Source organism: Sphingomonas sp. GW821-FHT03E12 (assembly GCF_059420685.1).
Genome location: NZ_JBWKUF010000004.1, coordinates 436037 through 458246 on the forward strand (window position 1 = coordinate 436037; position 22210 = coordinate 458246).

A 22210-nucleotide genomic window follows, 5' to 3' on the forward strand; every position below is an offset into this window, starting at 1 on the left:
TGCGCCTGCCCTAGAGACGCCGCCACACATTTGCATAGAGACGACCCATGGCAGGCCATTCCAAATTCAAGAACATCATGCATCGCAAGGGCGCGCAGGATAAGAAGCGCTCAGGCATGTTCTCCAAGCTCAGCCGCGAAATCACCGTCGCGGCCAAGATGGGGCTTCCGGACCCCGACATGAACCCGCGCCTGCGCGCGGCAGTCAATGCCGCCAAGGCGCAGTCGATGCCGAAGGACAATATCCAGCGCGCGATCGACAAGGCGAGCAAGGGCGACGGCGAGAACTACGAGGAAATCCGCTATGAGGGCTTCGGCCCCGGTGGCGTCAGCCTGATCATCGAGGCGCTGTCGGACAATCGCAACCGCACCGCGACCAACGTCCGCACCGCCGTCTCGAAGAACGGCGGCAACCTTGGTGCCTCCGGCTCGGTCAGCCACGCCTTCGACCGTGTCGGCCTGATCAACTACCCCTTGAGCGCAGGCGACGCCGAAAAGGTGTTCGAAGCCGCGCTCGAAGCCGGTGCCGAGGATGTGACGTCGAGCGAGGACGGCCACGAGATCTGGACCTCCAACGCCGACCTGCACGAAGTCGCCAAGGCGCTGGAAGCCGTGCTGGGCGAGGCAGAAGGCGCCAAGCTCGCCTGGAAGCCGCAGACCATGGTCGAGGTCGACGAGAACGACGCCGCGACCCTGTTCAAGCTGATCGACGCGCTCGACGACGATGACGACGTCCAGACCGTCTGGGGCAATTATGAAGTCTCTGACGCGGTGATGGAAAAGCTCGGATAGGGGTCTAAACTCGCTCAGGACGGGGTCGTGACGGAGCCGATTTTGGTGTCAGGCAAGAAGCGAGGAGTGGAGCGATGTAATTGCATCGTGACCGACGAGCGACGCTGCCTGGCGCCAAAATCGGCCCGCCGCTGCGCGGTCGCACGCAGGAAGGCGCTGGTCGGCGTCGCTTGCTTGCGCGTAGCGCAGCTACGCGGCTGCGCGGCGCTCCTTGCCAGCGCCTTCCTGCGTGCGATCACGATCCCCGTCCTGAGCGAGTTTAGACCCCAATGTGGACGCTGATCGCCAAGGCGCTGCTCTCGGGCGCGCTGATCGTGGCGATCGCAGAGATCGGCAAGCGCCAGCCCGCGCTTGCCGCCCTCGTCGCCTCGCTGCCTCTGGTCTCGATCCTCGGCATGATCCTGCTGTGGAGCGGGCGCCCGGATGCCGAGAATATGGCGCATCATGCCGAGGCGACCTTCTGGTACGTGCTGCCCTCACTGCCGATGTTCCTGCTGATCCCGCTGCTGTTGCGCAGTGGCGTCAATTTCTGGATCGCGCTCGTCGCGGGCTGCGCGCTGACCTTCGCGCTCTATCTCGGCATGACGACGATCGGGCCGCGCTTCGGCCTCAGGCTCTGAGATGATCGCGCGCGCGCTTCTGCTCATCGGCCTGTCCACGGCGCTCGCAGCGCCGGCAGTCGCGCCCCTGACGGCAGCACCTTCATCCGCGCCCGCCAGCCAGTGTCGCGCGGGTGAGACGGTCGTCTACACCTGTGGCTTCGGCAAATCGGTGGGCAGCGTCTGCTCGGGCGGCGGCAAGCTCCATTATCGTTATGGCGCGCCCGGCAAGCCCGACATCGCGATCTCCAGCACCCCTGACTGGAGCAATGTCAGCCGCAAGGTCGTGGTCGGCGGCGGCGGCGGTTCGCAGCCCTATCTCCGCTTCACCCGCGCCGATTACAGCTACGTCGTCTTCTGGGGCACGGCAGGCAATCTGACCGTTCGGCCGGGCAGGCTGTGGTCGGGCATCCATGTCCGCCGCGGCGACAAGGACCTGGCGACGCTGTCGTGCAGGAGCGGCGCCCATCCCGTCGGCCGCATTCCCGATGCGGTGCCCGAGGATACCGATCTCAGCTTCGACAGGTGGTACTGACGCGATGATCCTGCTCGGCCTCCTGCTTGGCTTGCTGGCACCCGCCGCGGCGCCACCAGCCCCCGCGTCGGCGCCCAAGCCCGCCAGCCAGTGCCGCGCGGGCGAGCGCGTCCTCTACACCTGCAATTTCGGCAAGTCGGTGGGCAGCGTCTGCTCGGGCAGCGGCAAGCTCCATTACCGCTATGGCCCGCTCGGCAAGCCGGCGATCGATATCGCCAGTGCCGCCGACTGGAGCAATGTCCGTCGTGGCGGCGTCGTCGGCGGCGGCAGCGGCTGGCAGCGGCATCTGCGCTTCACCCGTGACGGCCATCATTATCTGGTCTTCTGGGGTGTCGCCGGGCAATATACCCAGAGCCCGGGCAAGAGCTGGTCGGGCATCCATGTGAGCGAGGGCGGCACCGATCTCGTCACGCTGAATTGCAAGAGCAACGCATGGCCGTCGGACGACTGGGAGAAGCTCGCCTACGACGTGCCTGAGAACGAAGATCCGCAGTTCGACGCATGGTACTGATTCCATGATTCTTCTTGGCCTCGATCCTGGCCTCGGCACCACCGGCTGGGGGCTGATCCGTGCGGACGGCAATCGCCTCAGCCATCTCGCCAACGGCCAGCTCAAGACCGATGCGAAGGCGCCGCTGCCGCGCCGTCTCGCGCATCTCGACGCGATGCTCGCCGCGCTGATCGCCGATCACGCGCCACAGGGCGCGGCTGTGGAGGAGGTGTTCGTCAACTCCAACCCGCAATCGACGCTCAAGCTTGCCCATGCCCGCGGCGTCGCCATCGCGGCGGCGGCCCGCGCCGGGCTCGATGTCGGCGAATATGCCCCGCGCCTGGTCAAGAAGGCGGTGGTCGGTACCGGCACCGCCGAGAAGGCTCAGGTCCATGCGATGGTCTCGCGCCTGCTCCCGGGGGTGAAGATCGCGGGCGCCGACGCCGCCGACGCGCTCGCCGTCGCGATCTGCCACGCGCACCATCTGGCGAGTGCGCGGGCATTGTCGCGCTAGGGTCAGGCGGCGCGGACCAGAAGCAATGCCGGCCCGTCGCTGTCGTTGGCAGGCGGGCTGGGCCGCCGAATCCGTTGTGCACGGCGGTTGCGCGACCTTTGTCCCGGCAGATGCAGCTTCACCCACGCCATCACTCCGCGCAGCCGCACCGAAGCGGCGGTGGCGATCGCGACCGCGACGGCATCGATTGCCGCGGTGAACTCGACGCTGGCCAGCAACCCGATCAGCTCCGGGGCATAGAGGCTGACGAACCGCAGTCCCGCCTCTCCCGCGATCCAGAAGATCAGCCCCGCGAAGAACATCAGCAAGCCGGCGAAGATCGCCTGACCGCGGCTGAAGCGGTTCAGCCACGCCGCCGGCCGCTCGACCAGCGCGCTCCGCATCGACCGTCCGGTGCGCGTGGTTCCGGCCAGCAGCAATGCCGCCCATCCCAGCAACAATCCGATCGTCAGCATCCGCTATGTCCCCTTGTCCTCGGATGAGATGGGGCGGCGGCCGTCCATGCCAAGGGGCCAGCGGCCTTTTCGCTTTCCTACTCAGCCCTGTTCCGCTTATGTACCGGCATGGTCTGTTGCTTCGCCCCCGATACTGCCAAACGCACGTCACCCGGCTGCTCGCACGCGCGTGGGAGTGGGACGTTTGAGACTTTCCGGTATCTGGGTACCGCTCGATGATCGCGCATCTCAACGGCCATCTTGCTGCGACCGGCATCGACCATGCGGTGATTGACGTGAACGGCGTCGGCTATCTCGTCGGCGCGTCGGCAAAGACGCTGGCCGCGCTGGGCAGTCTTGGCGAATTCGTCACCGTCCACACCGAAATGCTGGTCAGCGAGGATTCGATCCGACTGATGGGCTTTGCCTCGGCGGACGAGCGCAACTGGTTCCGTCTGCTCACCAGCGTTCAGGGGGTTGGGGCCAAGGTCGCGCTGGCGATCCTGTCCATCCTCTCCCCGGCCGAGGTGCAGACCGCCGTCGCCCGCGCCGACGCCGCGATGATCGCGCGTGCCAATGGGGTCGGGCCGAAGCTTGCCCAGCGCATCGTCAACGAACTCAAGGACAAGGCTGGCGCCATCGCGCTCGGCGGCGGCGGGGCGGGGGTTGCGGTTCCCGCCAGCGGCGCCGCGAACGACGCGGTTTCAGCCCTGCTCAACCTCGGCTTCAAGCCCGCCGAGGCGAGTAATGCGGTCAATGCGGCCACTGACGAATTGGGGCCGGGCGCGAGCCTCGACGCGCTGGTGCGTCTTGCGCTTCGGAAGGCAGCGAAGTGATCCCCTTCACTCCTTCTTTCTTCCGTCATGCTGAACTTGTTTCAGCATCCACCGCGCCCCAAACGGCTGCCTCGAAGCTCTCGCAAACCGCTCCAAGACCGCAATGACTGAACCCGACCGCATCCTCACCGCCTCCCGCCGTCCCGAGGACGTCGACGCTGCGCTGCGCCCCAAGTCGCTCGACGAGTTCGTCGGCCAGCGGGCCGCGCGCGACAATCTCCGCGTGTTCATCGAAGCTGCCAGACAGCGCGGCGACGCACTCGACCATGTCCTGTTCTTCGGCCCGCCCGGCCTTGGCAAGACCACGTTGGCGCAGATCATCGCCAAGGAAATGGGCGTGGGCTTCCGCGCCACCTCCGGCCCGGTCATCGCCAAGTCGGGCGATCTCGCCGCCTTGCTCACCAATCTCGAGGATGGCGACGTCCTCTTCATCGATGAGATCCACCGTCTCGCGCCCGCGGTCGAAGAAGTGCTCTATCCCGCGATGGAGGATCGCGCGCTCGACCTGATGATCGGGGAGGGGCCGTCGGCGCGCTCGGTCCGCATCGATCTGCCGCGCTTCACTCTGGTCGGCGCGACGACGCGGCAGGGCCTGCTCACCACGCCCTTGCGCGACCGCTTCGGCATCCCGGTCCGCCTGCAATTCTACACGGTGGAGGAGTTGACCCGTGTCGTCACCCGCGCCGCCGGCCTACTCGACCTCGGCATCGCGCAGGATGGCGCCGCCGAGATCGCCCGCCGTTCGCGCGGCACCCCGCGCATCGCCGGGCGCCTGCTGCGCCGCGTGCGCGACTTCGCCAATGTTGCGGGGGAGACGATCGTCCACGCCCGCGCGGCCGACGCCGCGCTCAACCGGCTCGAGGTCGACGCGCTCGGCCTCGACGCGATGGACCGCCGCTACCTCACCATGATTGCCGACATCTACCGGGGTGGACCGGTGGGGGTGGAGACGCTCGCCGCGGGCCTGAGCGAGCCGCGCGACACGGTCGAGGAAGTGATCGAGCCCTATCTGATCCAGATCGGCATGATCGCCCGGACTGCGCGCGGCCGCTGCCTCAACGCTTCGGGCTGGAAGCATCTCGGCCTCAACCCGCCTGCGGGTGCGCAGGACGGGCTGTTCGATGGAAAATAGCGGGCCCTGGATCGCCGCTATCCGGGAAACCCGTCACCACGAAGAAAGCGCCGGGATATCCCCGGCGCTTTCGTCATTCCTCAGTTCACGCGCGCTTCCTGCAGCCCATCGACGGCCTTGCTGACCATGATGTTCACCGCGACGCGGCGGTTCTGCGCCTTGCCTTCAGGCGTCGTATTGTCCGCCAGCGGATCGGATTCTGCCATCCCGGTCGGGGTCAGCACGCGATAGGGCTTCCATTTGCACGCCTGCTGCAGATAGTTGACGACGCTGCTGGCGCGCTTCTCGCTCAGCGTCTGGTTGAACTCCTGGCTTCCCGTCGAATCGGTGTAGCCGACGACCAGCAGCAGGGCGTTGTCCATCCCTTCGGCCTGCTGTGCCGCGGCGCAGAGATCGGCCTTTGCCTGGGCCGACAGGACCGCCTTGCCGGTATCGAAGTTCACGTTGGTCGTGCCCTTGATGTTATACTGGTCGATATCGCCCACGCGGCTGCGCAGCGCGTCGGTCGCCGCAGTCTGCTCGGCAAAGCGCTGGTCGGTGCCGTTGTGGATCATGTTGGCGGTCTTCAGATCCTTGTTCTGAAGGTTGATCTGGCTCGCCACGAGCGTGTCGCCCGCCTGCAGCGTCTTGATCGTCACCGGCAGGCCGTTGAGCAGCGAGGCTGCGGCAAGCTTGCTGCCGCCCAGGCCAAGGAAGCCGCCGCTGGCCTTGATCTTGGTGGCGTCGGTGACCGCGACAATGGTCCTGGAGCCGTCGGCGGTGGTGACTTGCACCTTGTCCCCGCTGCGTGCGGAAATGATGCCCTTGACCTCAGGGCCCTTGGCCATCTCGGCAGGGGCCGGCGCGGCCGGCTGCGTACCATAGATGGACACGTCGGCGGGCGGGGTTTCCTGCGTCTGGGCCAGACTGGCGGGCGCCACGCCGGCAAGCAGGGCCAGCGGCAGGATCATCTTGGGGGTTTGCGAAACGATACGCACTCTGCTCTCCTTGAAACGCTATGCTGCGTTGGCGGGCGGAACCGTCAGGCAGAATTGTGGTTCCGCAGGGTGAGCGCGGCTGCGCCTGTCGGAGCAAAACGTGCGACGGGCCGATGCTCCGCCCAAACAGAAAGGCGCCGGAGTTTCCCCCGGCGCCTTCCCAAATCTTAACCTTAAATCGAGCGCATTCAGGCTGCCTTCGCCCGGCTCGCGCGCTTGCGCTCGTGCGGGTCCAGGTGGCGCTTGCGCAGGCGGATCGTCTTGGGGGTCACCTCGACCATCTCGTCGTCGTCGATGTACGCGATGGCCTGTTCCAGCGTCATCTTCTTCGGCGGGGTCAGGCGGATCGCGTCGTCCTTGCCCGACGAGCGGACGTTGGAGAGCTGCTTCGCCTTCATCGGATTGACCTCAAGGTCCTCCGGCTTGGCGTTCTCGCCGATCACCATGCCCTCGTACAGCGCCTCGCCATGGCCGACGAACAGGATGCCGCGGTCTTCCAGCGTGTTGAGCGAATAGGCGTTCGCCTCGCCCGCGCCGTTGGAGATCAGCACGCCGTTCTTGCGGCCTTCGATGCTGCCCTTGTGCGGGCCGTACTTCTCGAACAGCCGGTTCATGATGCCGGTACCGCGCGTGTCCGACAGGAACTCGCCATGGTAGCCGATCATGCCGCGGCTGGGCGCGCTGAAGGTGATGCGGGTCTTGCCGCCGCCCGAGGGGCGCATGTCGGTCATCTCGGCCTTGCGGATGTTCATCTTGTCGACGACCGTGCCCGAATGCTCCTCGTCCACGTCGATGATGACCGTCTCGTACGGCTCCATCTTCTGGCCCTCTTCCTCACGGAACAGCACGCGCGGGCGGCTGATGCCGAGCTCGAAGCCCTCGCGGCGCATCGTCTCGATGAGGACGCCCAGCTGAAGCTCGCCGCGGCCGGCGACTTCGAAGCTGTCCTTGTCGGCGGCTTCGGTGACCTTGATCGCCACGTTCGATTCGGCTTCGCGGAGCAGGCGGTCGCGGATCATGCGCGACGTCACCTTGGTACCCTCGCGGCCTGCCATCGGGCTGTCGTTGACGGCGAAGCGCATCGACAGCGTCGGCGGATCGATCGGCTGCGCCTGGATCGCGTCGCTGACCTGGGTGTCGGCGATGGTGTTGGAGACGGTCGCGACGGTCAGGCCGGCAAGGCTGATGATGTCGCCCGCTTGTGCCTCGTCCACCGGAACGCGCTCGAGCCCGCGGAACGACATGATCTTCGACGCGCGGCCGGTCTCGATGACGTTGCCGTCCATGTCGAGCGCATGGATCGGCTGGTTGACCTTGACCTTGCCGCTGGTGACGCGGCCGGTGAGGACGCGGCCGAGGAAGTTGTCGCGGTCGAGCAGGGTGACCAGGAAGGTGAACGGCGCGTCCACGTCCAGCGCGGGCGGGGGAACGTGATCGACGATCTTCTGGAACAGCGGCTCCAGCGTGCCCTCGCGCAGCGTCGGATCCTCATTGGCATAGCCGTTGCGGCCCGAGGCGTAGAGGACCGGGAAGTCGAGCTGCTCGTCGGTCGCGTCGAGGCTGACGAACAGGTCGAACACTTCGTCCAGCACTTCCTGGATGCGCTCGTCCGGACGGTCGATCTTGTTGACCACGACGATCGGGCGCAGGCCGAGCTTCAGCGCCTTGCCGGTCACGAACTTGGTCTGCGGCATCGCGCCTTCGGAGCTGTCGACCAGCAGGATGACGCCGTCGACCATCGAGAGGATGCGTTCCACCTCGCCGCCGAAATCGGCGTGGCCGGGGGTGTCGACGATGTTGATGCGCGTGCCGTTCCACTCGACCGAGGTCGGCTTGGCGAGAATGGTGATCCCGCGCTCCTTCTCGAGGTCGTTCGAATCCATCGCGCGCTCTTCGACGCGCTGGTTGTCGCGGAAGGTGCCGGACTGGCGGAAAAGCTGGTCGACGAGCGTGGTCTTGCCATGATCGACGTGGGCGATGATCGCCACGTTACGAAGGTTCATGCGAATATCCTGGATGCCGCGGAATCGCGGGTTGCGCGCGCCCTTAGCGGAATTTGTGCGGCGCGGGAAGTACCGGTGATTCGTCGGCCGGTTCGGCCTTCAGCCGATAGGCCTTGTCCAGATCGATGACCGCAGGCGAGGGCTGGGCAGCCGTGGAGACCGGCACCCACACGGCGATTGAACCGGCGATCATCATCTTCAGCCTGCGTTCCATGCCACCCATCCTAGCGCGGATATGTTAACAGCCAGCGTCATCTGGAACCCCTGACAACATCGGTCGGTTGCACCATAGTTCAAGTGTATTATATTGGCGATACACTTGAAGCGTACGCGGTTCCCGTTCATCTTGTGAGGAACCGCTGGAGAGATGGGCAAATGGCGACCGAGACTGCGACTGTCGAGAAGACCGATGATCTGGTGCTGACCGCACCGGAACCGCTCAAGGAGCGGCCGCCCGAGAAGATGGCGGGGCTGGTGCCCGTCGAGGACGCGAAGAAGACCGAGCTGGTTGCGCGCGTCGAGAGCTTCATCGATGATCTGGTGGCGCAGGACGTGAACTCGCCCGAGTTCGGCAAGCGCGTCGATGCGATCACTGCGATGGGATCGAAGGAGATTCGCGACGCCGCGGGTCAGTCGAACCGCTTTCTCGACCGGCCGGTGCGGGCGATGGACAAGGATGTCGGTGTCGGCAAGGACCTGGCGGAGCTGCGGCGCGTGGTCGAGGATCTCGATCCCGGCAAGAAGGGCAAGCTGACCCAGCGCAAGAAGCTGTTCGGTCTAATCCCGATGGGCAACAGCCTGCGCAACTATTTCGACAGCTACAAATCGAGCCAGACCCACATCGCATCGATCCTGAAGAGCCTGCAGTCGGGCAAGGACGAGCTGCTGATGGACAATGCCGCGATCGACGTGGAGCGGCAGAATCTGTGGGCGGCGATGGGCCGGCTCGAGCAGATGATCTACATCTCCAAGGAGATGGACCAGAAGCTCGAGGACAAGGCGCTCGAGCTCGACCATAGCGATCCGGCCAAGGCCAAGGCGGTCCGCGAGACTGCGCTGTTCTACACCCGCCAGCGCACCCAGGATCTGCTGACGCAGATGGCGGTGACGGTGCAGGGCTATCTGGCGCTCGATCTGGTCAAGAAGAACAATGTCGAGCTGGTAAAGGGCGTCGATCGCGCGTCGACCACCACCGTGGGTGCGCTGCGCACTGCGGTAACGGTGGCGCAGGCGCTGACGGCGCAACGGCTGGTGCTCGACCAGATCACCGCGCTCAACACCACCACCGCCAACATCATCGATTCGACCGGAAATCTGCTCAAGCAGAACACGGCGATGGTCCACGAGCAGGCGGCGAGCAGCACGATCCCGATCGAGACGCTGCAGCGTGCGTTCCAGAACATCTACGACACGATGGACGCGATCGACACGTTCAAGCTCAAGGCGCTCGACAACATGAAGACCACGGTCAACGTGCTGTCGAACGAGGTCGAGAAGTCGAAGGGCTATATCGCCCGGGCCGAGGGTGCCGCGCAGAACCAGGTTTCGGGCGGCGCCGAGCAGTTCAAGCTGGAGGCGCTGTAAGTCTGCCATGCCAAGCGAGATCGACCGTGAGATTGCCCGTGCCGATGCCGTGCTCAACCGTTCCCGCGAGCGCTACACGGCGCTGAGCACGCGCGCGAAGAAGCGCCGCGACGCCGAAATCCTGACCCGCGTCGGCCGCATCGCGGGCGCCGTGGGCGTGATCGTCATCGGCGCGATGATCCTGGGCTGGTTCATTCCGCTGGGAATGGGCGGGGCGCTGCTCGTGATGGCGCTGCTGATCGCCGCGACGCTGTTCTTCGGACTGGCCCCGGCGAGCAAGGAAGTCGCGCCCGAGAAATTCGGCGAAGCGCCGCTCGTGACACTGCCGCTGCGTACCGAGGAATGGCTCGACCGCCAGCGGCCGACATTGCCCGGCGCGGCGATGCCGTTGCTCGATTCGATCGGGATGAAGCTCGACGTGCTGGCCGGGCAGCTCAAGACGCTCAACGAGGGCGAGCCCGCGGCGGCCGAAGTGCGCAAGCTGGTCGGCGAACAGCTGCCCGAGCTGATCAAGGGTTATCAGCGCGTGCCGCAGAATCTGCGTGGACAGGACCGGTTCGGCCAGTCCCCGGACAAGCAGCTGGTCGATGGCCTCAGCCTGATCGATCAGGAGATTTCCGATATGTCCCGGCAACTGGCGCAGGGTGATCTGGATGCACTGGCGACGCGCGGGCGGTACCTGCAGGTCAAGTATCGCGGGGACGATGAGGTCGGCGGCGCCTGATGTCGCCCTTGTTGACGGGGATCGCGGCACCGGCGTTACTTGCCGCAGCCGCGCTTTCCGGCCCGCAGAATGGCGTCTACACGCCACGTGCCGGCAGCGCGGAACGCACCGCGATCATCAGCACGCTGAAGGGCGATGATGATCCCCGGCTCCGCTACACGTTCAGGAAATTGCGCGTCTTTCACGATGGCAGCCGGGCCATTGCCTATGCCGAAGGTGAAGGCGGCGTCGGCGGCTTCCAGATGATCCTGACACGCGAAGGCAACTCGCCGTGGCGCAGGGTCTGGGGTGAGGGCGATGGCGGCAGCGACAGCTGTGCCGCCGGCGCGCGCCACTATGAATGGGCGGTACGGCTGATCAAATCATACAAGGTCGCGCCCGACACGCTGTTTCCGGGCATCAGCGCGCGGACGCGCGAACTGAAGCGGATGGCGGTGAAGGAACCCGACACGCAGTGCGTCGGCGATCTGGACGGCGGCGCGAAATAGGCGCCTATCGCGGCCGGCCGAGCGCTTCGACGGCACGGCTGCGGAGGTGATCCGCCGCAGCCTGATGGATCCCCGGCGCGGCGGTGAGCACGCCGAACGCCTCGCCCGCGGGCGTGTTGAAGCGCAGCTTCTTGCCGAGCGCGTCGGTGACCTTCGCACCCGCTTCGCGGCCGATCAGCGTGGCGGCGGCAATGTCCCACTCGTTTCCCCAGCGGAAGGTCGCGAGCAGGTCGGCCTCGCCCGAAGCGACCATCGCCATGCGCAGCGCAATCGAATTGGGCTTGTCGACCATCGTCAGGTGACGATCGACCTTGGGCAGGTCGTCCGCGGGGACGCGTGCGCCCGTGAGTTCGGTGCGGTCCGAGGCGGCGAGGGTGATCCCGTTCCGGGTCGCGCCCTTGTCCCTTTCCGCCAGCCAATGTTCGCTGCGGACCGGTGCATCGAGTACACCGATCACGGGCTGGCCATTCTCCACCAGCGCAACCGAGATCGCCCAGCCGGGACGATGGCGCAGGAAATCGCGCGTGCCGTCGATCGGATCGACCACCCAGACGCGACTGGCCGACAGGCGGGCAAGATCGTCGGCGGTTTCCTCCGATAGCCAGCCGGCGTCGGGGAGCAGTGCGGAGAGGCGCGCGCGAAGCAGTTCGTCGACCGCCAGATCGACCTCGCACACGAAATTGTTCGGGGATTTCTCCCATTTGCGGACATCCTGCCCGTAGCGGGCAAGCGCCAGCCGACCCGCCTCGGCAGCAATGGCGCTGACCGCGGAGGCGAGCGTCTCAGCCACCGGCGACTGTCATCCCGTCGACGCGAAGGGTCGGGACGTTGATGCCGTAGCGGAACTCCAGGTCGTTGGCCGGAACGAGTTCGGCGAACATGGACTGGAGCGTGCCGGCGATGGTGAATTCGGAGACGGGACCAGTGATCTCGCCATTCTCGATCAGGAATCCGGCGGCGCCGCGGCTATAGTCGCCTGTGACGATGTTGATACCCTGGCCAATCAGTTCAGTGACATAGACGCCATAGCCGATATCGGCGATGAGCGATTCGACCGGGACCTTGCCCGCGTCCATGAACAGATTGCTGGGGCCGGTGCCCGGCGCACCGCCGATGCCGCGAACGGCATGGCCGGTCGGCTCAAGCCCGAGCTGACGCGCGGCGGCGCTGTCGAGCAGCCAGGTTTCGAGCTTGCCGTCCTCGACCAGCGCGACGGGGGAGACGGGCAGGCCTTCACCGTCGAACGGACGCGAACGCATGCCGCGCGGGCGGTGTGGATCGTCCTGGATGCGGATGCCCGGCGCGAAGATGCGCGTACCCATCGCGTCGAGCAGGAAGCTGGTCTTGCGCGTGATCGCGCCGCCGTTGATCGCACCGCTCAGATGCCCGATCAGGCTCGAGCCGATACGGGGATCGAACACCACGGGCATCGTGCCGCTCTTGACCCGGCCGGGGTTGAGGCGCGCGACGGCGCGTTCGCCCGCGCGGCGGCCGATCTCCTCGGGGGATTCGAGGTGCCGGGCATGGCGGGCGCTGTGATGGGCATGGTCGCGCTCCATCGCACCCGCTTCGCCGGCTAGAACGCTGGCGGACAGGCCATGGCTGGTCACCGCATAGGCGCCTGCGAAGCCGTGGCTGGTGGCGAGTGCCCAGATGCTGCGGCTGGCCGAGGCCCCGCCGCCTTCGCTGTTGGTGACGCCGGGAATGGCGCGGGCGGCATCCTCGGCGGCAAGCGCCAGTGCCTTGAGCGCGGCGGGATCGCCAAGCTCACCATCGTCGAGGTCGAGATCGGGGATATTGCCCCGGAGCAGGCGATCGGCAGGAGCGAGGCCGGCCCATTCGTCTTCGGGCGCCTCGCGCGCCATGGCAACGGCGCGTTCGGCGAGCGTGTCGAGCGCGGCCGGCGTCAGGTCGGTCGAGGAGATGCTTGCCGATCGCGTCCCGACGAAGACGCGCAGGCCCAGTTCCTCATGCTCGGCGCGGCCGACATCCTCGAGCGCGCCGAGGCGGACGGAGACCGACAGCGATTCGCCCCCGGAAAGCATTGCATCAGCGGTGTCCGCACCAGCCTTGCGCGCGCGGGCAATGGCGTCCTGGACTCGATCTCGGGCCTGTTCGGAGGTCAGCATCGCGGCGATCTAGGAAGTCGGTGCGCCAACGTCAAAAGGCCGTCGTCCCGACGACGAAACAAGCGGCGAAGACGAGCAGCCCGGCAAAGCGGTTCGAGCGGAAGCGGTGAAGCGCGTTGGCACCATCGGCCGGGGCGAGCGTACCGACCTGCCAGAGCAGATGGATCGCCGCGGGCGCGAGGGCGGCGAGCACGAGCTTGTCGGGGCGGATCTGCCACAGCGCCGCGCCCCAGAGGGTGATCGCAACGGCATAGAAGGCGGCGACACCAAGGCGGACATTCTCGCCCAGACGGCGGGCGGAGGAGCGTACGCCGACCAGCGCATCGTCTTCGACATCCTGCAACGCGTAGATGGTGTCGTACCCGATCACCCAGAAGATGCAGCCGGTGTAGAGCATCAGGGCGGCAGGAGGGAGCTCGCTCGCCACAGTCGCCCAGCCGACCAGCGCCGCCCAGGAGAAGACCAGGCCGAGCCATGCCTGCGGCCACCAGGTGATGCGCTTCATGAAGGGATAGGCGGCGACCAGCGCGAGGCTGGCGAGCGCGATGGCTGCGGCGAACGGATTGAGCTGGACGAGGACGACGAGGCCGATCAGGCAGAGCGAGACGAGCCAGATCCACGCCGCCTTGTGGGTGACGGCGCCGCTGGCGAGCGGGCGGCTGCGGGTGCGCGCGACCTGCCGGTCGAGGTCGCGATCGACGATATCGTTGTAGACGCAGCCTGCGCCGCGCATCGCGATGCTGCCGAGCAGGAACCACAGGATAAGGTCCCAGCGATGCACCGCGCCGCCGGCCAGCGCGATTGCCCAGGCGCCCGGCCAGAACAGTAGCCACCAGCCGATCGGCCGGTCGAACCGCGCAAGCAGCGCATAAGGCCGCGCCGCGGCGGGGAGCAGGCGCATCAGGCCGCGATGCTCCGTATCGGGGACGGTCTGTGTCGCGTCGGTCATACCGGATCCTGCTGCCACAGAGAGGGGGCAGCGGGACAGCGAATTATCCGGCGAGCGCCGCTTTTTGCGACTCCCGCCGGGCGCGTGAGAGACGCGCGATCGCATAAGCCGCGGCGATGCACATGAAGGGCATCGCCGGAAAATGGTAGCGCGTCTGCCCGGTGAAGCCGAAAGCCAGCGCCGTGCAGAAGAAGGGCATCGCGCCGATGATCAGCAGCGGCGCGACGCGCATGTCGCGCTGCCACGCCGCGCGTGCGGCGATCGACAGTGCCAGCGCGCCCAGTCCCAGCAGCGCGAGATAGTAGAGCTGGTTCGCCGTCTTCACGCCGGTCCATACGGGCTTGTGATGCGCATGACTGGCGTCAAGCGACCAGAAGGCGTCGCTGTCCTTGGCCCAGAGCGTGGCGACCTTGCGAAAGCCGAGCAGAGTCCAGGCGACCGGGTTTTCCCTGATCCAGTCGAGCGCCATCGCCTTGAGCCGCCGGTCCATTTCCACCTGATCCTCGACCCGGCGGCGGAAATCGATGCCGGTTTGCGGCCAGAGCGGTGACTTCTCGACCTGGAAATAGCCGCCATTGGCGAGCGGATTGGCCCCCGCCTGAAGCGCGACGCCGCCATTGGTGGAAACGAGGGCAGGGGTACCGAGCACCATCGCATTGCGCGCGGTCCAGGGCAGAACCACCAGCATCAACGCGCCATAGGCGGCTACGCCGCTGACGATGGCGCGGCGCCAGCCATAATCGCGCAGGGTCAGCCACATGAGCGCGATAAGCAGAGGAGCGAGCAGCAGCGTCTGGGGCCGCATCAGCGTGGCCGCGCCGAACAGCAGCCCGGCGGCCAGCGACGGCCCGATCCGGCCGCGCGCTGCAAGCAGCACCGCCATCGCACCCATGGTGACGGCGGTGGCCGTCACCTCCGACGCCGCGGTGCCGGCATAGACGATATGCGCCGGATAGACGGCGTAGAGTAGCGCGGCACCGCGCCCGATCGCTTCGCCCATGCCGAGCCGGCGGGAAAACCACAGGATCAGCCAGAGCTTGAGCGTCACTGCCGCAAGATTGAGCAGGATCGGGCCGAATAGCGACGGGCCGAAGACCGCCATGCTCCCCGCGAGCAGTGCGGGATATCCGACTGGCCAGAATGCGGTCGGATGACCGGCTTCCTGATATCCCGCACCCTCGGCCATCTCGCCCGCGCGCTGCAGATACCAGAGTGCATCCGAATCCGGCTGAATTGGTATGAGAATGATGCTGAGGACGCGCAGAGCCAGCGCAAGAGCGAAAACCGCGGGAACAATATGCGGTGAGGTCGCAAAGTGGTTAATCGCCTGTCGCGATACCGTTTGCATGTCGCTGCGAATCGCTGCCCTGTCCATGCACCCAACGTTCGAGATGATTCACCGGGATTGGTAGAATAGTTGATGATTAACGTGACGCGGGTGCGGGCTATTATGAGACATCGGTCACCATATTTGACTATTCTTGGTTAATACGGCCGGGGAATCGGTGCTTCCGTGTCCATCGGTTCGGGTTACAAGGCGGCGATGCAAGTCCCTGGAGAGTCCGTGATCGCTACCCCCGCCTGGCCGCCGCAATCGACCCCGCGGCTGTTCGTGGAACCCGCGTTGACCGAGGGCGAATTGCGGCGGATCGACGGGCCGCAGGGACATTATCTGGCGAGCGTGATGCGGCTGAAGGCGGGCGATCCGGTCAAGCTCTTCGACGATGCGACCGGCGAGTGGCTGGCGGTCGCCGCCGAGGTGCGCAAGCGCGACGTGACGCTGGAAGTGCGTGAGCAGCTGCGGATGCGCGAGGCGGTGCCGGACCTTTGGCTGTGCGCCGCACCGATCAAGAAGGGACGGATCGACTGGGTCGCGGAAAAGGCCTGCGAGCTGGGCGTTGCGCGGCTGGCGCCGGTGCTGACCCGGCGTGCGGTGGTGGACAAGCTCAACCTCGACCGGCTGCGCAGCCACATGATCGAGGCGGCCGAGCAATGCGGCCGTACCGCGCTGCCCGAGTTGGTCGAGCCGGTAAAGCTGGCGGCGATGCTCAAGGACTGGCCGGCGGACCGTGCCTTGTTCTTCGCCGACGAGACCGGCGGCGTTCCTGCGCTGGAGGCGATGCGTGCGCATCGCGGTCCAGCGGCGATCCTGATCGGGCCCGAGGGCGGGTTCGACGTGGAGGAGCGCGATGCGATCCGCGCGATGCCGCTGGCAACCGGCATCTCGCTTGGCCCACGGATCCTGCGTGCGGAGACCGCGGCGGCAGCGGCGGTGAGCCTGTGGATGGGGGCCGCGGGGGACTGGTAATTTCCCACTGAAAATAGGGTGTTTCATCCCCTCTTTCGCGGATCGTTACGCGCGCCTACATGCCGCGCATGAGCACCAAGACGGCTGTAAGCAGCAACGCGCCTGTCATCGAGAGCCGTCAGCAGCTCCTCGATTATTTTGCCGGTGGCGAAAAGCCCGCCGAGCGCTGGCGAATCGGCACCGAGCACGAGAAGTTCGTCTATTCGGTCAAGGATCGTCACGCGCCGTCCTATGACGAGCCGGGCGGCATCCGCGACCTGCTCGCCGAGCTGACCCAGTTCGGCTGGAAGCCGGTGACCGAGGGCGACAACGTGATCGCGCTGTCCGGCCCCGACGGGACGGTGAGCCTCGAACCCGCCGGGCAGCTCGAACTGTCGGGCGCGCCGCTGGAGACTCTCCACCAGACCTGCGCCGAGACCGGACGTCACCTCAATCAGGTGAAGGCGGTGGGCGAGAAACTCGGCCTCGGCTTTCTCGGCCTCGGCATGTGGCCCGACAAGACTCGCGCCGAACTGCCGATCATGCCCAAGGGCCGCTACGGGATCATGCTGCGCCATATGCCGCGCGTCGGCAGCCTGGGCCTCGACATGATGCTGCGCACCTGCACGATCCAGGTGAACCTCGACTATTCGAGCGAGGCGGACATGGCGCAGAAATTCCGCGTCGGCCTTGCGCTCCAGCCGCTGGCGACCGCGTTGTTCGCCAACTCGCCCTTCACCGAGAAGAAGCCCAACGGCTATCTCTCCTATCGCAGCCATATCTGGTCGGACACCGATCCGGCGCGCACCGGCATGCTGCCCTTCGTGTTCGAGGATGGCTTCGGGTACGAGCGCTACGCCGAGTACGCGCTCGATGTGCCGATGTACTTTGTCTACCGTGACGGGAAATATATCGACGCGGCGGGCCTCAGCTTCCGCGACTTCCTCAAGGGTGAGCTTTCGGTTCTGCCGGGCGAAAAGCCGACGATCGACGACTGGGCTGATCACCTCTCTACCGCCTTCCCCGAAGTGCGGCTCAAGACCTTCCTCGAGATGCGCGGCGCCGATGGCGGGCCGTGGGACCGGATCTGTGCGCTTCCGGCCCTCTGGGTCGGCCTGCTCTACGACCAGGGCGCGCTCGATGCGGCATGGGATTTGGTCAAGGGCTGGGACATGGCCGGGCGGCAGGAGCTGCGCGACAGCGTGCCCAAGCTCGGCCTCGACGCACCGCTGCCGGGCGGTGGCAAGCTGCGCGACATTGCCGGGCAGGTGATCGACATCGCCGGTGCGGGCCTGACCGCCCGCGGCCGCCTCAACTCGGCGGGCGACAATGAGAGCGGCTTCCTCGATCCGCTGCGTGAGATCGTGCGGACGGGGAAGGTACCCGCAGAGGTGTTGCTCGAACATTATCGGGGCCAGTGGGACGGCGACGCCTGCCGGATGTACGCCGAGAACCGGTTCTAGGAACCGCGTTGACCGCCGCGATTTCGATCTACCTCCTACTCGTCAACTTCGTCACGTTCCTGAGTTTCCGGCACGACAAAAGGCGCGCAGTGGCGGGTGGGCGGCGAATCCGTGAAGCGGACCTGCTGTTGCTCGCACTGATCGGCGGATCGCCCGCAGCCCTGCTCGCGCGGCACCTGTTCCGGCACAAGACGCGCAAGCAGCCTTTCTCGGCGCTGCTGCTGCTGATCGTTGGGGTGCAGATCGGGGCGCTGATCGGCTGGCTGCTGATCTAGCGCCCCGGCTGGATTTCAGACCAGCAGCCCCATCGTCTCTTGCACCTTGCGCAGCAGCGGGGCGGCGAGGGCAGCGGCGCGGTCCGAACCGTCGCGCAGTACGGCATCGACCGCGGCGCGATCGGCGGTCAGGCGCACCATCTCGTCGCGGATCGGGCCGAGCTTCGCGACGGCGAGGTCGGCGAGCGCCGGCTTGAAGCTGCCAAAGCCCTGACCCGCATATTCCGCGACCACGTCCTGCGGCGTGCGATCCGACAGTGCGGCGAAGATCGTCACCAGATTCTTCGCCTCGGGCCGGTCCTTGAGATCCTCGAACGTCTCGCCGAGCGGTTCCGGATCGGTCTTCGCCTTGCGGAACTTCTGCGCGATGGCGTCATCGTCGTCGATCAGGTTGATCCTCGCCGCGTCCGACGGGTTTGACTTGGACATCTTCTGCGTCGCGTCGCGCAGCGACATGATCCGCGGCGCTTCCTTGCTCACCAGCGGTTCGGGCTGGACGAGCAGTTCGACGCCATAATCGAGGTTGAACTTGGCGGCGATGTCGCGCGCCAGCTCCAGATGCTGCTTCTGGTCCTCGCCCACCGGCACGTGGGTGGTCGAGTAGATCAGCACGTCCGCCGCCATCAGCACCGGATAGTCGTACAGGCCGACGCTCGCGCCCTCGCGGTTCTTGCCCGCCTTGTCCTTGAACTGGGTCATGCGGTTGAGCCAGCCGACGCGCGCGACATTGTTGAGCAGCCAGGACAGCTCGCTGTGCGCGGGGACGCGCGCCTGATTGAACAGGATGGACTTCTTCGGATCGATCCCGCTCGCGATCATCGCGGCTGCGATCTCGAAGGTATTGGCGTGGAGCGCAGCCGGCTCGATCCATTCGGTCAGGCCGTGCAGATCGGCGATGAAGTACATGCTCTCGCCGCCCGCTGCGTCGACATCGGCCTGCATCCCCACCCACTGCTTGATGGCACCCAGATAGTTGCCGAGGTGGAGGTTGCCCGTGGGCTTGATGCCGGAAACGACGCGCATTGCACTTCTCTGTGGTTGGATGGTTCCTAGGCGGCGCGACGCCGGAACAGCGCTTTCAAGTCGCCGATCCGCACCGCTCCGGTGCCGAAGCACGCGACCGCGTACACGATGCATCCGGCGCCGACCAGCACCAGCATCGCCGCGGTGCGGATCGTCCACGCGCCGTGGATGTAGGGCGTGAACAGGTCGTTGAGGAAGAACATGACCGCGCCCATCGCGACCGATGCGCCGACCAGCCGCCAGACGCGGCGCCGGAGCTGGTCGTCGGCGACGAAATGGCCGCGCTTCGCCAGCGCGCGATAGAGCAGCGCGACATTGACCCAGGCCGCGACCGCGGTGGCGAGCGGCGGCCCCATATGCTGGAGCGGCACGATCAGCGCGAGGTTGAGCGCCAGGTTCACCGCGATCGAAATGGTGGCGTAGCGTACCGGGCTCTTGGTGTCCGACCGGGCGTAGAAGCCGGGGGTCAGCACCTTGACCAGGATATAGGCAGGCAGACCGACCGAGAAGGCGGCGAGCGCCTGGGCGGTCTTGACCGTGTTCTCTGCGGTGAACGCGCCGTGCTGGAACAATGCCCCGACGATCGGGCCGCCGCAGATGACGAGCGCGGCGGTCGCAGGGAGGGTGAGGAACAGCGCCAGCTCCGCCCCGCGATTCTGCGTGTGCATCGCCGCATCGTCGTTCCCGGCGCCAAGCTGGCGTGCGATGGTGGGGAGCAGCACGGTGCCGAGCCCGATGCCGATCAGTCCGAGCGGAAGCTGGTTCAGCCGGTCGGCATAGTAGATGTACGATACCGAACCCTCGGCCAGCAGGCTGGCGGCCAGTGCCGTCGAGATGATGAGGTTGATCTGGGTGGCACCCGCGCCGGCAGCGGCGGGACCGATCAGCGACAGCAGCTTCTTCACGTCCGGCGACAGGCGCGGCGCACGGATGCGCAGCTTCACGCCGTTGGCGCGGCAGGCAAGGATCAGCCAGAGCAGCTGAAGCGCGCCCGAGACAGTCACGGCGATCGCCTGGTTGCGGGCGGTCAGCAGCGTGTCGTCGTTGTGAAAGAACAGCAGGGCCGCGATCAGCGTCAGGTTGAGCAGAATCGGCGCGGCGGCGTTGACCCAGAATTTCTGGAGCGAATTGAGGATGCCGCCCAGCAGCGAGACGAGGCTGATCAGCAGCAGATAGGGAAAGGTGATCCGCGACAGCTCGACCGCGAAGGCGAACTGGCCGGGCGTTACGTCGTTGAACCCGCCCGACATTGCCCAGACGACCGGATAGGCGGCGATCTCCATCACCGCGGTCATCAGGATCAGGACCGGCAGCAGGACCGACAGCGCCTCCTCCGCGAAGGACAGTGCCGGTTTGGTGTCGCCGCCGGCTTCGCCCACCTTCTTGCTGAACATCGGCACGAAGGCGGCGCTGAATGCTCCTTCCGCGAACAGTGCGCGGAACAAATTGGGCAGGCGGAAGGCGATCAGGAATGCGTCGGAGGCGAAACTTGCCCCGACATAGCGCGCGAACAGCGAATCGCGGACCAGTCCGAGCACGCGGCTGGCGAGCGTCAGCCCGCCGATCGACCCGAGTGCCCGGACAAGGTTCATGGGATGGCCCCGAAAGCCGGAATCAGGCCTGGCCGGCTTCCCCGGCGGCGCCCTCGGCGGTACGCGCCTCGAGCTGCTGGTAGTAGAGGCCGTTGAAATCGATCGGCTCGAGCATCAGCGGCGGGAAGCCACCGTCGCGGACGGCGTCGGCCAGCACGCGGCGCGCGAACGGGAAGAGCAGGCGCGGCGCTTCGCCGAGCAGGAAGGGCTGGAGATGCTCGGCCGGAACGTTGCGGACCGCGAACAGGCCAGCATAGGAAAGATCGACGACGAACGCGACCTGGCCTTCATTCTCGGCGCGCACGTCGATCTTGAGGACGACTTCGTGCACGTCCTGCCCGACTTCGCCCGAACCGATGTTGAACTGCACGTCGAACTGCGGCTGCCCCTGCATCTGGTAGACGGCGGGCGCATTCGGATTCTCGAACGAGAAGTCCTTCACATATTGCGAGATAACGCCCACCGAGGGAGCGGTATCGGCGCCGTTCGCGAGCGGCTCACCCTGCGGCGCTGCGTTTTCCGGCTCGTCCATCGTTCGAAAGTCCTTCTTTTCAGGGAAACATGTCGCGGCACGCCGCGTTGGAATGACGGTCGCGCCTAGCAGGGGCGATGCGGTGTTTCAACGGGCGTGCGCACTCCCTCGGCGCGGGGCGTTGTTCATGCTATATTTGAATACCGCGCGTATCCTGCCTATGTGGAGCGTGAAACGAGGTGTCCAAAGTGTATCTAGTCGTCCTGTTTGCAGCGATCGCGGCCTTTCTGGCGCTCCGGCTCTATTCGGTGCTGGGCAAGCGCACCGGGCATGAGCAGCAGCCGCTGCCGCGCGCAGCGGACGAGCGTGTCGGCGCGCCGCCAATGCCGCGCACGATCGATATTCCGGCCGAAGTCCGTGATGCGGGTCCGCGCTCGGTGGAGCCGGGCGCCGAGGGCGGGCTGCGTGCGCTGGTCGCCGCCGATCCGTCGTTCGACGTCGCGCAGTTCGTGGAAGGCGGCAAGTCGGCCTACCGCATGATCCTCGAAGCTTTCTGGAAGGGCGATCGCGACACGCTGTCCTGGCTGGTCGAGGATTCGGTGCGCGACAGCTTCGTCGCTGCGATCGACGCGCGCGAGGCTGCGGGCGAGACGCTCGACAACCGCCTGATCTCGATCGAGCGCGCGGTGATCGCCGAAATCGCGGTTGAAGGCCGTATGGCGCGCGTCACGATGCGCTTCGATGCCGATATCGCCGCGGTGACGCGCGACAAGGACGGCAATGTCATCGCCGGATCGCTCACCGATGCGGTCGATACGCATGACGTGTGGACGTTCAGCCGCGATCTGCGCAGCGACGATCCGAACTGGAAGCTCAGCGATACGGACGAAGCCTAACTGGCGAAGCCTGAGGG

Annotated in this window: 25 protein-coding genes; 14 read left to right on the forward strand and 11 right to left on the reverse strand. The window is 66.3% G+C overall.

The annotated features are described in order from the left end of the window. Positions 1-47: 47 nt before the first annotated feature. From AC07TU_RS15385 to ruvC, 5 genes are all read left to right on the forward strand, one after another. A complete protein-coding gene (locus AC07TU_RS15385) occupies positions 48-791 on the forward strand; it encodes a YebC/PmpR family DNA-binding transcriptional regulator (protein WP_495188793.1) in 744 nt (247 codons plus the stop codon). 269 nt (positions 792-1060) lie between these two features. Next, a complete protein-coding gene (locus AC07TU_RS15390; protein ID WP_495188794.1) occupies positions 1061-1411 on the forward strand; it encodes a DUF3147 family protein in 351 nt (116 codons plus the stop codon). A gap of 1 nt (position 1412) precedes the next feature. Beyond that, positions 1413-1925, forward strand: a complete 513-nt coding sequence (locus AC07TU_RS15395; protein WP_495188795.1) for a hypothetical protein — start codon at positions 1413-1415, stop codon at positions 1923-1925. 4 nt (positions 1926-1929) lie between these two features. Continuing rightward, complete coding sequence (locus tag AC07TU_RS15400; protein WP_495188796.1) at positions 1930-2436, forward strand: hypothetical protein; 507 nt, start codon at positions 1930-1932, stop codon at positions 2434-2436. Positions 2437-2440: 4 nt separating this feature from the next. Further along, complete coding sequence (gene ruvC, locus AC07TU_RS15405; protein ID WP_495188797.1) at positions 2441-2929, forward strand: crossover junction endodeoxyribonuclease RuvC; 489 nt, start codon at positions 2441-2443, stop codon at positions 2927-2929. A 2-nt stretch (positions 2930-2931) separates the two neighbouring features. On the opposite strand, the gene AC07TU_RS15410 is transcribed toward ruvC, so the two are convergent. Next, positions 2932-3384 carry a hypothetical protein gene (locus AC07TU_RS15410; RefSeq protein WP_495188798.1) on the reverse strand — a complete coding sequence of 151 codons (453 nt, stop codon included), beginning with the start codon at positions 3382-3384 and terminating at the stop codon, positions 2932-2934. A 215-nt stretch (positions 3385-3599) separates the two neighbouring features. On the opposite strand from AC07TU_RS15410, the gene ruvA reads away from it, so the two are divergent. Both ruvA and ruvB read left to right on the forward strand, forming a co-directional pair. Then, positions 3600-4199, forward strand: a complete 600-nt coding sequence (gene ruvA, locus AC07TU_RS15415; RefSeq protein WP_495188799.1) for a Holliday junction branch migration protein RuvA — start codon at positions 3600-3602, stop codon at positions 4197-4199. 103 nt (positions 4200-4302) lie between these two features. Further along, a complete protein-coding gene (gene ruvB / locus AC07TU_RS15420; protein ID WP_495188800.1) occupies positions 4303-5331 on the forward strand; it encodes a Holliday junction branch migration DNA helicase RuvB in 1029 nt (342 codons plus the stop codon). Between the two features lie 80 nt (positions 5332-5411). Here ruvB and AC07TU_RS15425 read toward each other — a convergent pair whose 3' ends face one another. The 3 genes from AC07TU_RS15425 to AC07TU_RS15435 all read right to left on the reverse strand — a co-directional run bounded on the left by AC07TU_RS15425 (position 5412) and on the right by AC07TU_RS15435 (position 8525). Then, positions 5412-6308, reverse strand: a complete 897-nt coding sequence (locus AC07TU_RS15425) for an OmpA family protein (protein ID WP_495188801.1) — start codon at positions 6306-6308, stop codon at positions 5412-5414. Positions 6309-6496: 188 nt separating this feature from the next. Continuing rightward, complete coding sequence (gene typA / locus AC07TU_RS15430) at positions 6497-8311, reverse strand: translational GTPase TypA (RefSeq protein ID WP_495188802.1); 1815 nt, start codon at positions 8309-8311, stop codon at positions 6497-6499. Positions 8312-8354: 43 nt separating this feature from the next. Beyond that, the gene (locus AC07TU_RS15435) at positions 8355-8525 is read right to left on the reverse strand and encodes a hypothetical protein (protein WP_495188803.1); all 171 of its coding nucleotides are present in this window, start codon (positions 8523-8525) and stop codon (positions 8355-8357) included. A 161-nt stretch (positions 8526-8686) separates the two neighbouring features. Here AC07TU_RS15435 and AC07TU_RS15440 point away from each other — a divergent pair, with 161 nt between their 5' ends. The 3 genes from AC07TU_RS15440 to AC07TU_RS15450 are packed head-to-tail and all read left to right on the forward strand — an operon-like array spanning position 8687 to position 11107. Next, positions 8687-9895 carry a toxic anion resistance protein gene (locus AC07TU_RS15440; RefSeq protein WP_495188804.1) on the forward strand — a complete coding sequence of 403 codons (1209 nt, stop codon included), beginning with the start codon at positions 8687-8689 and terminating at the stop codon, positions 9893-9895. Between the two features lie 7 nt (positions 9896-9902). Continuing rightward, positions 9903-10619, forward strand: coding sequence for a hypothetical protein (locus AC07TU_RS15445; protein ID WP_495188805.1), 717 nt, complete (start codon positions 9903-9905; stop codon positions 10617-10619). Beyond that, positions 10619-11107 carry a hypothetical protein gene (locus tag AC07TU_RS15450; RefSeq protein ID WP_495188806.1) on the forward strand — a complete coding sequence of 163 codons (489 nt, stop codon included), beginning with the start codon at positions 10619-10621 and terminating at the stop codon, positions 11105-11107. The genes AC07TU_RS15445 and AC07TU_RS15450 overlap by 1 nt, the downstream gene beginning before the upstream one ends. A 4-nt stretch (positions 11108-11111) precedes the next feature. Here the strand turns inward: AC07TU_RS15450 and AC07TU_RS15455 are convergent, their stop codons facing one another. From AC07TU_RS15455 to AC07TU_RS15470, 4 genes are read right to left on the reverse strand one after another with little or no spacing between them, the layout of a single operon-like run. Beyond that, the gene (locus tag AC07TU_RS15455; RefSeq protein ID WP_495188807.1) at positions 11112-11897 is read right to left on the reverse strand and encodes an inositol monophosphatase family protein; all 786 of its coding nucleotides are present in this window, start codon (positions 11895-11897) and stop codon (positions 11112-11114) included. Next, complete coding sequence (locus AC07TU_RS15460; protein WP_495188808.1) at positions 11890-13236, reverse strand: TldD/PmbA family protein; 1347 nt, start codon at positions 13234-13236, stop codon at positions 11890-11892. Before AC07TU_RS15460 ends, AC07TU_RS15455 begins: the two co-directional genes overlap by 8 nt. A 31-nt stretch (positions 13237-13267) precedes the next feature. Continuing rightward, positions 13268-14185: a 4-hydroxybenzoate octaprenyltransferase gene (gene ubiA / locus AC07TU_RS15465; protein WP_495188809.1), complete on the reverse strand. Its 918-nt coding sequence runs from the start codon at positions 14183-14185 to the stop codon at positions 13268-13270. Positions 14186-14228: 43 nt separating this feature from the next. Beyond that, positions 14229-15371 (reverse strand): ArnT family glycosyltransferase, encoded by a 1143-nt coding sequence (locus AC07TU_RS15470; RefSeq protein ID WP_495188810.1) that lies wholly within the window; start codon positions 15369-15371, stop codon positions 14229-14231. 378 nt (positions 15372-15749) lie between these two features. Between AC07TU_RS15470 and AC07TU_RS15475 the strand changes: the two genes are divergently transcribed. The 3 genes from AC07TU_RS15475 to AC07TU_RS15485 all read left to right on the forward strand — a co-directional run bounded on the left by AC07TU_RS15475 (position 15750) and on the right by AC07TU_RS15485 (position 18210). Beyond that, positions 15750-16493: a 16S rRNA (uracil(1498)-N(3))-methyltransferase gene (locus tag AC07TU_RS15475; RefSeq protein ID WP_495188811.1), complete on the forward strand. Its 744-nt coding sequence runs from the start codon at positions 15750-15752 to the stop codon at positions 16491-16493. 68 nt (positions 16494-16561) lie between these two features. Next, a complete protein-coding gene (locus AC07TU_RS15480) occupies positions 16562-17935 on the forward strand; it encodes a glutamate--cysteine ligase (RefSeq protein WP_495188812.1) in 1374 nt (457 codons plus the stop codon). Positions 17936-17943: 8 nt separating this feature from the next. Continuing rightward, positions 17944-18210, forward strand: a complete 267-nt coding sequence (locus AC07TU_RS15485) for a DUF1294 domain-containing protein (protein WP_495188813.1) — start codon at positions 17944-17946, stop codon at positions 18208-18210. Positions 18211-18225: 15 nt separating this feature from the next. On the opposite strand, the gene trpS is transcribed toward AC07TU_RS15485, so the two are convergent. Genes trpS through secB form a run of 3 tightly spaced genes read right to left on the reverse strand, consistent with a single transcriptional unit; the run spans position 18226 to position 21357 of the window. Further along, positions 18226-19233, reverse strand: a complete 1008-nt coding sequence (gene trpS / locus AC07TU_RS15490; protein ID WP_066576262.1) for a tryptophan--tRNA ligase — start codon at positions 19231-19233, stop codon at positions 18226-18228. A gap of 26 nt (positions 19234-19259) precedes the next feature. Then, positions 19260-20825 (reverse strand): murein biosynthesis integral membrane protein MurJ, encoded by a 1566-nt coding sequence (gene murJ, locus AC07TU_RS15495; RefSeq protein ID WP_495188814.1) that lies wholly within the window; start codon positions 20823-20825, stop codon positions 19260-19262. Between the two features lie 22 nt (positions 20826-20847). Further along, on the reverse strand, positions 20848-21357 hold the full coding sequence (gene secB, locus AC07TU_RS15500) for a protein-export chaperone SecB (protein WP_495188815.1): 510 nt from the start codon (positions 21355-21357) through the stop codon (positions 20848-20850). 188 nt (positions 21358-21545) lie between these two features. Between secB and AC07TU_RS15505 the strand changes: the two genes are divergently transcribed. Continuing rightward, the gene (locus tag AC07TU_RS15505) at positions 21546-22193 is read left to right on the forward strand and encodes a Tim44/TimA family putative adaptor protein (RefSeq protein WP_495188816.1); all 648 of its coding nucleotides are present in this window, start codon (positions 21546-21548) and stop codon (positions 22191-22193) included. Positions 22194-22210 lie beyond the last annotated feature (17 nt).